Annotated in this window: 11 protein-coding genes; 9 read left to right on the forward strand and 2 right to left on the reverse strand. The window is 54.0% G+C overall.

Annotation, left to right across the window (positions count from 1 at the left end; genetic code table 11):
- Positions 1-68: 68 nt before the first annotated feature.
- Positions 69-998 (forward strand): LysR family transcriptional regulator, encoded by a 930-nt coding sequence (locus NMC31_RS03365; RefSeq protein WP_253896960.1) that lies wholly within the window; start codon positions 69-71, stop codon positions 996-998.
- Positions 999-1,040: 42 nt separating this feature from the next.
- On the opposite strand, the gene rne is transcribed toward NMC31_RS03365, so the two are convergent.
- Positions 1,041-4,262 (reverse strand): ribonuclease E, encoded by a 3,222-nt coding sequence (rne, locus tag NMC31_RS03370; RefSeq protein ID WP_253896961.1) that lies wholly within the window; start codon positions 4,260-4,262, stop codon positions 1,041-1,043.
- Positions 4,263-5,082: 820 nt separating this feature from the next.
- Here rne and rluC point away from each other — a divergent pair.
- Positions 5,083-6,042, forward strand: coding sequence for a 23S rRNA pseudouridine(955/2504/2580) synthase RluC (rluC, locus tag NMC31_RS03375; RefSeq protein ID WP_253896962.1), 960 nt, complete (start codon positions 5,083-5,085; stop codon positions 6,040-6,042).
- Between the two features lie 45 nt (positions 6,043-6,087).
- Here the strand turns inward: rluC and NMC31_RS03380 are convergent, their stop codons facing one another.
- Positions 6,088-6,672: a Maf family protein gene (locus NMC31_RS03380; protein WP_253896963.1), complete on the reverse strand. Its 585-nt coding sequence runs from the start codon at positions 6,670-6,672 to the stop codon at positions 6,088-6,090.
- 142 nt (positions 6,673-6,814) lie between these two features.
- Here NMC31_RS03380 and yceD point away from each other — a divergent pair, with 142 nt between their 5' ends.
- The 7 genes from yceD to acpP all read left to right on the forward strand — a co-directional run bounded on the left by yceD (position 6,815) and on the right by acpP (position 11,817).
- On the forward strand, positions 6,815-7,336 hold the full coding sequence (gene yceD / locus NMC31_RS03385) for a 23S rRNA accumulation protein YceD (RefSeq protein ID WP_253896964.1): 522 nt from the start codon (positions 6,815-6,817) through the stop codon (positions 7,334-7,336).
- Between the two features lie 16 nt (positions 7,337-7,352).
- Entirely contained in the window at positions 7,353-7,526 is a 174-nt protein-coding gene (gene rpmF / locus NMC31_RS03390) for a 50S ribosomal protein L32 (RefSeq protein WP_002440227.1), read from the forward strand.
- Between the two features lie 80 nt (positions 7,527-7,606).
- Positions 7,607-8,665 carry a phosphate acyltransferase PlsX gene (gene plsX, locus NMC31_RS03395; protein WP_253896965.1) on the forward strand — a complete coding sequence of 353 codons (1,059 nt, stop codon included), beginning with the start codon at positions 7,607-7,609 and terminating at the stop codon, positions 8,663-8,665.
- A gap of 60 nt (positions 8,666-8,725) precedes the next feature.
- Positions 8,726-9,679, forward strand: a complete 954-nt coding sequence (locus NMC31_RS03400) for a beta-ketoacyl-ACP synthase III (RefSeq protein WP_253896966.1) — start codon at positions 8,726-8,728, stop codon at positions 9,677-9,679.
- A 16-nt stretch (positions 9,680-9,695) separates the two neighbouring features.
- Complete coding sequence (gene fabD, locus NMC31_RS03405) at positions 9,696-10,625, forward strand: ACP S-malonyltransferase (protein WP_149464702.1); 930 nt, start codon at positions 9,696-9,698, stop codon at positions 10,623-10,625.
- Positions 10,626-10,636: 11 nt separating this feature from the next.
- The gene (gene fabG / locus NMC31_RS03410) at positions 10,637-11,371 is read left to right on the forward strand and encodes a 3-oxoacyl-ACP reductase FabG (protein ID WP_149464703.1); all 735 of its coding nucleotides are present in this window, start codon (positions 10,637-10,639) and stop codon (positions 11,369-11,371) included.
- Positions 11,372-11,580: 209 nt separating this feature from the next.
- A complete protein-coding gene (gene acpP, locus NMC31_RS03415; RefSeq protein WP_003857954.1) occupies positions 11,581-11,817 on the forward strand; it encodes an acyl carrier protein in 237 nt (78 codons plus the stop codon).
- The last annotated feature ends 19 nt before the right edge of the window (positions 11,818-11,836 follow it).

Genomic DNA, 11,836 nt, shown 5'->3' on the forward strand with positions numbered 1-11,836 from the left:
AGCGCGCTGGCGCGGTAGCCAGCGTGGTGGTAAAACAGTTATACGTTTGACGTATAGGTAAGTGGTTAATGAAGAAGCAGGAGCGTATAGATAGAGTTGAGCTGATGCGGACTTTTATTCGCATTGTTGAGTCGGGTTCGCTATCGGCTGCCGCCCGTCAGCTGGAGACCACGCAGGCCACCATCAGCCGTCGTTTACAGTCGCTGGAATCACTGCTGGGGGCAAAATTGATTCTGCGCTCCACGCATGCGATGAAACTCACTGACGATGGCGAGCGCTGTTATCAGCACGCGCGTCAGGTCGTGGACGCCTGGTTAGCGCTGGAAGATGAATTACAGCTCACGGACGATCAGCCCGTCGGTACGCTGCGGGTGCGCGCGCCGCATGCGTTCGGTCAGAAGCAGCTATTGCTGCCGCTGATTGGTTTTCTGGCCGATCATCCACAGCTGTCGGTGGAGTGGATGCTCAATGATAAAAACGTCGACTTTATGAGTGACAATATTGATTGTGCGATCCGCGTTGGGGCGGAGGTTGACCCGGCTACCGTCTCTGTACTGCTGGCAGAGGTGCCGCGCTGTACGGTGGCCTCTCCTGAACTGCTAGCAAAGTTTCCTGAAATTACCCATCCGCAGATGATGTCCGCGTTGCCGTGGATTGCGATCAGTACGTTCTATCAGCATGATGTCACGCTGCATCGTCAGGAAGAGAGCGTGACGTTTTCACTGGTGCCGCGTCTGAGCACCGACAGTCTCTACGTCGCCAAAAATGCTGCGCTGGCGGGTCTGGGTATTGCTATCGTATCAAGCTGGACGGTAGAAGAGGACCTGGCGCAGGGGCGGCTGGTTGAACTGTTGCCGGACTGGCAGGCGGCAGCGCTACCTGTTCATCTGGTCTATCCGTGGGCGCGTTATTATCCGACCCGCTTACGTAAGTTTCTTGATTTGATGCGCGAAGTCATGCCGAAAATTGCCGGGATGCAGTTGCCAGGAAAAGCATAAAAAAACCGGCCTCAGGGGCCGGTTTGCTTTTTAGCGTGTAAGTTACTCAACAGGCTGCGGACGCGTCGGTGCCGCAGAGGCCTGATGGGTTGCGCTATGGCCACCCGCAGCACCTTTACCGTCGAAGCCGAACGCCGGGCGAACCCAGTCGCTATGGCGCGGCGCTTCCGGCACATAAGCCGGAGCCGGTGCGCGAGTCATCGGTGCGCTGGCGTGATGCGCCGCAGCAGGTGCTGCTTCAACGTCAGGCTTAGCCACCACTTCTGGTTCAGCGACGGCAACCGGTGCTTCTTCGGCCACTGGCGTTTCCACCGGGGCAGCGGTTTCTGCCATTACTTCTGCAACCGGTGCTTCCGGCTCAACCACGGCAGGCTGTACTTCTTCAACCACTTCCTGGGCAACCACAACATCTTGTTCGGCAATGATTTGCGGCTGTTCAGTTACTGGTGCTTCAATCACTTCCGGATGAGTGGTTTCAACGACAGGCTCAGCGACTTCAGCAACAGGCTGCGGTTGAGCTTCAGGTTCAACGGTTTCTACCGCTGCTACCGGCGCGTCGGTAACGACAGTTTCAGCCACTACTGGTTCAGCGGCCGCGACTGGCGCAACAACCTGCTCAATGGTTTCCTGAACCACGACGTCCTGCTCGCGTTGTTCTTCAACAACCTGATCCTGCGGACGGGTTACCGGGTAACGGATCCACACTTTACCTGACGCCAGTTCCGGCGATGCGCACGCGACGGTCAGCGGCATCGGAGACTGGGTCGGATAACGCTCATCACGATAGCGACGACGACGCTGACCGCTTACGCGCAAGTGACGAGGGGAACGGCGTGAACGACGCGGCATACCCGCGGCATCACGTGCTTCGCCATTGTCATCGTGCTCGGCCTGAACCGGTGCGCTTTCAACAACGGCTGGCAGATCGACTTTCGCCAGTTCAGTACGCGGTGCTACAGCTTCCTGCGGGATATCATCTTCGAAGGTTTCGCGCGCTGCCGTTTCTTCCGCTGTTTCAATGCGGATTTTCTGCGTCAGATGACGTTGCTTACGACGCGGCATGGTCTGAACACGTTCTTCCTGCGCGTTGTCGTCGGCAACGATATCTCCACGAACCTGCGGTTTCGCTTCCTGCTGTGTCTGACGCTTTTCGTCGTTGTTACGACGACGGTTACGTTCACGGCGCGGCTGCTGCTCGTCGCGGGATTTCGCTTTATCGCTATCTTCAGCGATGTTCTGCTGACGGTTGTCGCGCGTTTCCGCATTTTGCTGCGGTTTTTCGCGACGATTGCGACGGTTGTCTTCACGACCTTCGCGGCCTTCACGCGGTTCGCGGGCTTCGCGTCCTTCGTTATCGCCACGGTTGTTATCTCGGCGTTCGTTGCGCTCGCCACGATCGCCTCGGTCGTTGCGGTCATTACGATCGCGACGGTTGTTTTGACGCGGCTTGCGGCGCTCCTGCTGGCGAGCAGGTTTCTCTTCTTTCTTCTCCGGCTGCGGCTCGACAACCGGCTCTTCGCTACCGCCAAACAGATTTTTCAGTGCGGTAAAGAAGCGAGAAAGCAGGCCCGGTGCGGCAGGTGCAGCAGATGTCGCTGTTTTTACCGGTGCTGCCGGGGCGGCTGGTTTTTCAGTTGTCGGCGCAGGCGGAACTTCCGGCATCACAAAGGTGGCGAGAGCCGGTTGCTCAGGCAGTTTGCGCTCAGCAGGCTCATCTTCAGACGGCAGCGCCATCTCTTCTTCGTGCAGCTTCGGTAGCAGATAGCTCAGGGTTGAGGTCTCTTCACCTTTACGCACGCGCAGTACGTGATAGTGCGGCGTTTCCATCTGATCGTTCGGCACGATGATGCAGCGAACATCGCCACCCTGGCGGGTTTCGATGGCGCTCACTGCGGCACGTTTTTCGTTCAGCAGGTAAGACGCAATCGGCACAGGGACGATGGCGTGAACTTCTTTGGTGTTCTCTTTCAGCGCTTCTTCTTCAATCAGACGCAGAATAGAGAGGGCCATGGATTCGTTGTCACGCACGGTACCTGTACCGGAGCAGCGCGGGCAGACGTGATGGCTGGACTCACCCAGTGACGGGCTAAGACGCTGACGCGACATTTCCAGCAGACCAAAGCGAGAGATGTGGCTGATTTGGATACGCGCACGGTCCTGGCGCACCGCTTCACGCAGACGGTTTTCTACCGCGCGCTGGTGGCGTACCGGCGTCATATCGATGAAGTCGATAACAATCAGACCGCCCAGGTCACGCAGACGCAGCTGGCGGGCAATTTCATCGGCGGCTTCAAGGTTGGTGTTGAACGCGGTTTCTTCGATATCGCCGCCACGAGTGGCACGCGCGGAGTTGATGTCGATAGCGGTCAGGGCTTCGGTGCTATCGATAACGATAGAACCACCGGAAGGCAGGCGAACTTCGCGCTGGAAGGCGGATTCGATCTGCGATTCGATTTGATAGTGGCTGAACAGCGGGATTTCACCGGTGTACAGTTTGATTTTGCTGCTGAAATCCGGACGGCCCAGTGCGGAGATATGCTGGCGAGCCAGCTCCAGCACTTTCGGGTTATCGATGAGGATTTCACCAATGTCCTGGCGCAGATAGTCGCGGAAGGCACGCACGATAACGTTGCTTTCCTGGTGAATCAGGAACGGCGCAGGGCGGCTTTCAGCGGCTTTTTTGATGGCTTCCCAGTGTTTGAGACGGAAGCTTAAATCCCACTGCAATGCTTCGGCAGATTTGCCCACGCCTGCGGTGCGAACGATAAGCCCCATGCCATCAGGCAGCTCAAGGCTTGCCAGTGCTTCTTTCAGTTCAGTGCGATCGTCGCCTTCGATACGGCGAGAGATACCGCCCGCACGCGGGTTGTTCGGCATCAGCACCAGATAACTGCCCGCCAGGCTGATAAAGGTGGTCAGCGCAGCGCCTTTATTGCCGCGTTCTTCTTTATCAATCTGAACAATCACTTCCTGACCTTCACGCAGCACGTCTTTGATGTTCGGACGGCCATGTGCGCTGTAGTTAGCAGGGAAGTATTCGCGGGCAATTTCTTTGAGGGGGAGGAAACCGTGACGTTCAGCGCCATAGTCGACAAACGCTGCTTCAAGACTCGGTTCAATGCGGGTAATTTTGCCTTTGTAGATGTTCGCTTTTTTCTGTTCATGACCTGGGCTTTCGATATCCAGATCATACAGACGCTGCCCATCAACAAGGGCGACACGCAACTCTTCCTGCTGAGTTGCGTTGATTAACATTCTTTTCATCGTAACTTACTCATTATTCTTACATTGACGACTAAGCTGCGAGCAGAGTGATACCTTTCCGGGGTAAACCGATGGCCTCGTGACTGTTCACGTCGCCAACCTCACGGTTGTCGCTCGCTTAAGAGGCGCAGAGTGTCGGTAGCCTGTATTTCAAACGGAAACACAGCGCAATTATCAGGGGAACAGCCTGGGATAACTCTCCAGAGAAGATTCCATTTATACTCATCGTCATTCACTCAACAGACGCGTGGCTTCGCCTGCTTACCCCAGTTGCTTTGACTTAGGTAAGCTTCCGGGGACGCCCGGCTTGCCGTCATTCTGTTGGGTGAAATCCAGTAAAGTATCTACCGGTAAGGACTGCAACCCGCAGCCCGCTAACTGTCTGAAAGATCAATACGTCTTACGCCATTGCTGCGTGGATGATCGGACAGACAAAACTGGTCATTCCGTTTAATTCCTTGCACTAACAAGATGAACACGGAAAACGTCTTCATTATTCCTTGCTAACCTTGTTATAGCAAGTTGACTTTCACCTTTTATCACCCGGTTAATCACAGTTTTTTCACTTGCTCGTTGAGATTGCTCTAATAACAATCAACGTATTCAGTGAAGAAGAGTGTGAGTCAGGGCAATGATCAATATCTACTCAAAATAGTTCGAGTTGAATGAAGGCGGCAAACGAGTGACCCCCAGGAGCATACATAAGTATGTGACTGGGGTGAGCGAGTGCAGCCAACGCACAGGCAACTTGAACTATGAAGAGTATAAGCACAGAAAAATGAGTGGCGCTATCGAGCGGGGATATTTAGAATCGCCCACCATGAAAACTGAGACTCCAACCGTAAAAATGGTTGCCATCAGCGCTGACGAAGCCGGGCAACGAATTGATAACTTTTTGCGCACCCAACTGAAGGGCGTGCCGAAGAGTATGATTTACCGCATCCTGCGCAAGGGCGAAGTGCGGGTGAACAAAAAACGCATCAAACCCGAATACAAACTGGAAGCGGGTGATGAAGTACGTATCCCGCCAGTGCGTGTAGCGGAACGCGAAGAAGACGCCGTTTCACCGCATCTGCAAAAAGTGGCCGCGCTGAGCGACGTTATCCTTTATGAAGATGATCACATTCTGGTGCTGAATAAGCCATCCGGTACGGCGGTGCATGGTGGCAGCGGTTTGAGCTTCGGCGTGATTGAAGGCCTGCGCGCGCTGCGCCCGGAAGCGCGCTTCCTGGAACTGGTGCATCGTCTTGACCGTGATACATCCGGTGTGCTGCTGGTGGCGAAAAAACGTTCCGCGCTGCGCTCGCTGCATGAACAGCTGCGTGAAAAAGGGATGCAGAAAGATTATCTGGCACTGGTGCGTGGTCAGTGGCAGTCGCACGTTAAAGCGGTGCAGGCGCCATTGCTGAAAAATATTCTGCAAAGCGGCGAGCGTATTGTGCGCGTGAGTCAGGAAGGGAAACCGTCGGAAACGCGTTTTAAAGTGGAAGAGCGCTATGCGTTCGCCACGCTGGTGCGCTGTAGCCCGGTGACGGGGCGTACACACCAGATTCGTGTGCATACTCTTCATGCGGGTCATCCGATTGCTTTTGATGATCGCTACGGCGACCGCGAATTCGATCAGCAGCTCACCGAAGCGGGTACCGGGTTGAAACGTCTGTTCCTGCATGCGGCAGCGTTAAAGTTCACTCACCCGGGTACGGGCGAAGTGATGCGCGTAGAAGCGCCAATGGATAACGCGCTGAAGCGCTGTTTGCAGGTGCTGCGGAATATCAAATAAAAGAAGGGCAGCGTCAGGCTGCCCTTCCTGTCTATGATGTACGGCCTACATACTTAACGGATTATACCCTTCCCGGCGCAGCATCTGGCACAGCGCAATCAGCGGCAGCCCAACCAGCGTGTTCGGGTCGCGCCCTTCGAGGCGTTCAAACAGCGTGATGCCGAGTCCTTCGCTCTTGAAACTGCCTGCGCAATTCAGTGGGCTCTCTTTCTGCACGTAATGGTTTATTTCTTGCTCAGTCAGATGACGGAAATGGACGTCAAAAGGTTCGCATTCAGTTTGTAACTGACCATTAACAGAATTATAAAGCGCCAGTCCTGTATAAAAGGTCACAATATTGCCACTGGCTTTCTTTAATTGTTTACGCGCGTTTTCTTCGGTATGGGGTTTGCCGGTTATTTCGCCATCCAGCACGCAAACCTGATCAGAACCAATAATCAGGTGATGCGGAAAACGTTCGGCCAGCGCCTGCGCTTTCGCTTGCGCCAGACGTAACACCAGGTGGCGCGGCGTCTCGGCGGGCAGCGGCAGTTCATCGACTTCTGGCGCGGCACAGGTGAAAGGAATGCCGAGTTTCTCTAACAGCAGGCGACGGTATGGCGATGTGGAGGCTAAAATAAGTTCAGGCATATTTTTTTAGGTAAACTCTGGCGAATTAGATTGCGACATTTTAAACTACACGCCGCAATGTGTGCGAATTATTGGCAAAAGGCAACCTGAGGCTGCCTTTTTCTTTGACTCTATGACGTTACAAAGTTAATATGCGCGCCCTATGCAAAAGGTAAAATTACCCCTGACTCTCGACCCGGTTCGTACGGCTCAAAAACGCCTTGATTACCAGGGTATTTATACCCCCGATCAAGTGGAGCGCGTCGCTGCGTCCGTAGTCAGTGTAGACAGTGATGTAGAATGCGAGATGTCCTTCGCTATCGATAACCAACGCCTCGCGGTTCTGACCGGTGATGCGAAGGTGACGGTATCGCTGGAATGTCAGCGTTGCGGGAAACCGTTTACTCATCAGGTTTACACAAAGTATTGTTTCAGTCCGGTCAAAAATGATGATCAGGTTGAAGCACTCCCGGAAGCGTATGAGCCGATTGAGGTTAACGAATTCGGTGAAATCGATCTGCTGGCGGTGGTTGAAGATGAAATCATCCTCGCCTTGCCAGTGGTTCCGGTGCATGATTCTGAACACTGTGAAGTGTCCGAGGCGGACATGGTCTTTGGTGAATTGCCTGAAGAGGCGCAGAAGCCAAACCCATTTGCCGTATTAGCCAGCTTAAAGCGTAAGTAATTGAGGAGTAAGGTCCATGGCCGTACAACAAAACAAACCAACCCGTTCCAAACGTGGCATGCGTCGTTCCCATGACGCGCTGACTGCAGTTACCAGCCTGTCTGTAGACAAGACTTCTGGTGAATCCCACCTGCGTCACCACATCACTGCCGACGGTTTCTACCGCGGTCGCAAGGTTATCGCTAAGTAATCACGCGAAAGCGTGGTGAAGCTTAGTGAGGCGTTCCCTGCTTCGACAGGGAACATCCAAACCGAGCGGCGACGATAACCTTGACACATCTAACCCTGGCGTTAGATGTCATGGGGGGAGATTTCGGCCCTACCGTGACAGTGCCTGCAGCACTGCAGGCACTGAATTCCTATTCGCAACTCACACTTCTTCTGGTCGGTAACCCCGACGACATTACGCCATTACTCGCCAAAGCTGATTTTGAGACCCGTTCTCGACTGCAGATTATCCCTGCCCAGTCAGTTATTGCCAGTGATGCACGGCCGTCGCACGCTATCCGCAACAGCCGCGGAACATCGATGCGCGTGGCGCTGGAACTCGTGAAAGAAGGGCGAGCCGAAGCCTGCGTTAGCGCCGGAAATACCGGTGCGCTGATGGGGTTGGCAAAATTACTGCTCAAACCGCTACAGGGGATTGAGCGCCCGGCGCTGGTGACGGTATTACCGCATCAGCAGAAGGGAAAAACGGTGGTGCTCGATCTGGGCGCTAACGTTGATTGTGATAGCACAATGTTGGTTCAGTTTGCGGTGATGGGCTCGGTGCTCGCGGAAGAAGTGGTTGGCATTGAAAACCCTCGCGTGGCGCTGCTAAATATCGGTGAAGAAGAGACGAAAGGGCTGGACAGCATTCGCGATGCTTCACAGAGACTAAAAACATTGCCGTCTCTGAACTATATTGGCTACCTGGAAGCGAACGAATTGCTGACGGGGAAAACAGATGTTTTGGTTTGTGACGGGTTTACAGGTAACGTCACGCTAAAAACCATGGAAGGGGTTGTCAGAATGTTCCTCTCGCTGCTGAAATCGCAGGGTGAGGGGAAAAAAACGGCGTGGTGGCTGATTTTATTAAAACGTTGGTTACAAAAAAGTCTGACCCGGCGATTCAGTCACCTCAACCCCGACCAGTATAATGGTGCCTGTCTGTTAGGATTACGCGGCACGGTGATTAAGAGTCATGGTGCGGCGAATCAACGCGCTTTTTGCGTGGCGATTGAACAGGCAGTGCAGGCGGTGCAGCGACAAGTCCCTCAGCGGATTGCCGCTCGCCTGGAATTGTTATACCCGGTTGGTTTTAAGCCGCAGGATGGCGACGCAAAGTAAGCGAGCGACGTGCTGATGTGCCAGGCTGATGGGTATATTACCGGATAAGATTGAGCGTACATGTATACGAAGATTATTGGTACCGGCAGTTATCTGCCCAAGCAAGTGCGTACAAACGCCGACCTGGAAAAAATGGTGGATACGACTGACGAGTGGATTGTCACGCGCACAGGTATCCGTGAACGCCGTATTGCAGGCCCGGATGAATCCGTTGCAACAATGGGCTTTGAAGCTGCTCAACGCGCGCTGGAAATGGCGGGCGTGGATAAAAACGATATCGGCTTGATCGTTGTTGCTACCACCTCTGCAACGCACGCTTTCCCCAGCGCTGCCTGCCAAATTCAGAGCATGTTAGGCATCAAAGGCTGCCCGGCGTTTGACGTCGCTGCGGCCTGTGCGGGTTTCACCTATGCCCTGAGCGTAGCTGACCAGTACGTTAAATCCGGTGCAGTCAAAAATGCGCTGGTGATAGGCTCCGATGTGCTGGCGCGCACCTGTGATCCTACGGATCGCGGTACGATCATTATTTTCGGTGACGGTGCGGGCGCCGTGGTTCTTGGCCAGTCCGAAGAACAGGGCATCATCTCTACCCATCTGCACGCAGACGGAAGCTATGGCGACCTGCTAACGCTTCCTAACGCCGATCGCGTTAATCCTGAAAATTCCATTTATCTGACCATGGCCGGGAATGAAGTGTTCAAGGTTGCGGTCACTGAACTGGCACACATCGTTGAAGAGACGCTGGCGGCCAACAATCTTGACCGTGCTGAACTCGACTGGTTAGTGCCGCATCAGGCCAACCTGCGTATCATCAGCGCGACGGCGAGAAAACTCGGCATGTCAATGGATAACGTTGTGGTGACGCTGGACCGTCACGGCAATACCTCTGCGGCCTCTGTGCCGTGCGCATTTGATGAAGCCGTGCGCGATGGTCGTATTAAGCGCGGGCAGCTGGTGCTGCTGGAAGCCTTTGGTGGCGGGTTCACCTGGGGCTCTGCACTGGTTCGTTTCTAAGTATAAGGATAAAAAAATGACGCAATTTGCTTTTGTGTTCCCTGGGCAGGGTTCTCAAACGGTTGGGATGTTGTCTGAATTAGCGGCAACTTACCCAATTATTGAAGAGACTTTCCGTGAAGCGTCTGACGCACTGGGTTATGATCTGTGGGCATTGACCCAACAGGGCCCGGCTGAAGAGCTGAACAAAACCTGGCAGACACAGCCTGCGCTGTTGACCGCATCCGTTGCGCTGTACCGTTTGTGGCAGCAGCAGGGCGGTAAAGCGCCGGTTCTGATGGCCGGTCATAGCCTGGGTGAATATTCTGCGCTGGTTTGCGCTGGCGTCATTGATTTCGCTGATGCGGTTCGTCTGGTTGAACTGCGCGGCAAGTTTATGCAGGAAGCTGTTCCGGCAGGTACCGGTGGCATGTCCGCGATCATTGGGCTGGACGACGCGTCTATTGCCAAAGCCTGTGAAGAGTCTGCCGAAGGGCAGGTGGTTTCTCCGGTGAACTTTAACTCACCGGGCCAGGTGGTTATCGCCGGTCACAAAGAAGCCGTTGAACGTGCAGGCGCAGCCTGTAAAGCCGCTGGTGCAAAACGTGCGCTGCCACTGCCGGTCAGCGTACCGTCTCACTGTGCACTGATGAAGCCTGCCGCGGATAAACTGGCCGTCGAGCTGGCAAAAATTACGTTTAACGCACCGCAGATCCCGGTAATTAACAACGTGGATGTGCAGTGTGAAACCGCGCCGGACGCGATTCGTGATGCCCTGATCCGCCAGCTGTATAGCCCGGTTCAGTGGACGAAGAGCGTGGAACTGATGGCGGCGAAAGGTGTTGAGCACCTGTATGAAGTTGGTCCGGGCAAAGTGCTTACCGGCCTGACGAAACGTATTGTAGATACCCTGACAGCATCGGCGATTAACGAGCCGGAAGCCCTGTCAGCGGCACTTGCGCAATAAAAGAGGAACGCATGAGCTTTGAAGGAAAAATTGCCCTGGTAACAGGTGCAAGCCGCGGTATTGGCCGCGCAATCGCTGAAACTCTCGTCGCTCGCGGCGCGAAAGTGATCGGCACTGCGACCAGTGAAAACGGCGCGCAGGCGATTAGCGAGTACCTGGGTGCGAACGGTAAAGGTCTGATGTTGAATGTGACCGACCCGGCATCTATCGAATCTGTTCTGGAAAATATTCGCGCAGAATTTGGCGAAGTGGACATTCTGGTCAATAATGCCGGGATTACACGTGATAACCTGTTAATGCGCATGAAAGACGATGAGTGGGACGATATCATCGAAACCAATCTTTCATCAGTTTTCCGTCTGTCAAAAGCAGTAATGCGCGCTATGATGAAAAAGCGTCACGGTCGTATTATTACTATCGGTTCTGTGGTTGGTACCATGGGAAATGCTGGTCAGGCTAACTACGCTGCGGCGAAAGCAGGTCTGATCGGTTTCAGTAAGTCGCTGGCGCGTGAAATTGCGTCTCGCGGTATTACGGTGAACGTTGTTGCTCCGGGCTTTATTGAAACGGACATGACGCGTGCGCTGTCTGATGACCAGCGTGCGGGTATCCTGGCGCAGGTTCCTGCGGGTCGCCTCGGCGGCGCACAGGAAATCGCCAACGCGGTTGCATTCCTGGCATCCGACGAAGCAGCTTACATCACGGGTGAAACTTTGCATGTGAACGGCGGGATGTACATGGTCTGACCGCGATTTGCACAAAATGCTCAGGATGCGCGCAGTCTACGTAGTTCTGGGCATAATTAGTGCAAAATGATTTGCGTTATAGGGGGGTATGGCCTCAAAATAACGTAAAATCGTGGTAAGACCTGCCGGGATTTAGTTGCAAATTTTTCAACATTTTATACACTACGAAAACCATCGCGAAAGCGAGTTTTGATAGGAAATTTAAGAGTATGAGCACTATCGAAGAACGCGTTAAGAAAATTATCGGCGAACAGCTGGGCGTTAAGCAGGAAGAAGTTGTGAACTCCGCTTCCTTCGTTGAAGACCTGGGCGCAGATTCTCTTGACACCGTTGAGCTGGTAATGGCTCTGGAAGAAGAGTTTGATACTGAGATTCCGGACGAAGAAGCTGAGAAAATCACCACCGTTCAGGCTGCCATTGATTACATCAACGGCCACCAGGCGTAAGTGAACATCTCCAGGCGGT

This window comes from Pseudocitrobacter vendiensis, assembly GCF_943590815.1.
GTDB classification, from domain to species: Bacteria; Pseudomonadota; Gammaproteobacteria; order Enterobacterales; family Enterobacteriaceae; genus Pseudocitrobacter; species Pseudocitrobacter vendiensis.

What these genes read in the sequence shown, in the direction of transcription:
- rpmF (WP_002440227.1), top strand. Translation starts at nt 7,353, where the DNA reads ATGGCCGTACAACAAAACAAACCAACCCGTTCCAAACGTGGCATGCGT.
- rne (WP_253896961.1), bottom strand. Translation starts at nt 4,262, where the DNA reads ATGAAAAGAATGTTAATCAACGCAACTCAGCAGGAAGAGTTGCGTGTC.
- NMC31_RS03400 (WP_253896966.1), top strand. Translation starts at nt 8,726, where the DNA reads ATGTATACGAAGATTATTGGTACCGGCAGTTATCTGCCCAAGCAAGTG.
- yceD (WP_253896964.1), top strand. Translation starts at nt 6,815, where the DNA reads ATGCAAAAGGTAAAATTACCCCTGACTCTCGACCCGGTTCGTACGGCT.
- acpP (WP_003857954.1), top strand. Translation starts at nt 11,581, where the DNA reads ATGAGCACTATCGAAGAACGCGTTAAGAAAATTATCGGCGAACAGCTG.
- fabG (WP_149464703.1), top strand. Translation starts at nt 10,637, where the DNA reads ATGAGCTTTGAAGGAAAAATTGCCCTGGTAACAGGTGCAAGCCGCGGT.
- NMC31_RS03380 (WP_253896963.1), bottom strand. Translation starts at nt 6,672, where the DNA reads ATGCCTGAACTTATTTTAGCCTCCACATCGCCATACCGTCGCCTGCTG.
- NMC31_RS03365 (WP_253896960.1), top strand. Translation starts at nt 69, where the DNA reads ATGAAGAAGCAGGAGCGTATAGATAGAGTTGAGCTGATGCGGACTTTT.
- rluC (WP_253896962.1), top strand. Translation starts at nt 5,083, where the DNA reads ATGAAAACTGAGACTCCAACCGTAAAAATGGTTGCCATCAGCGCTGAC.
- fabD (WP_149464702.1), top strand. Translation starts at nt 9,696, where the DNA reads ATGACGCAATTTGCTTTTGTGTTCCCTGGGCAGGGTTCTCAAACGGTT.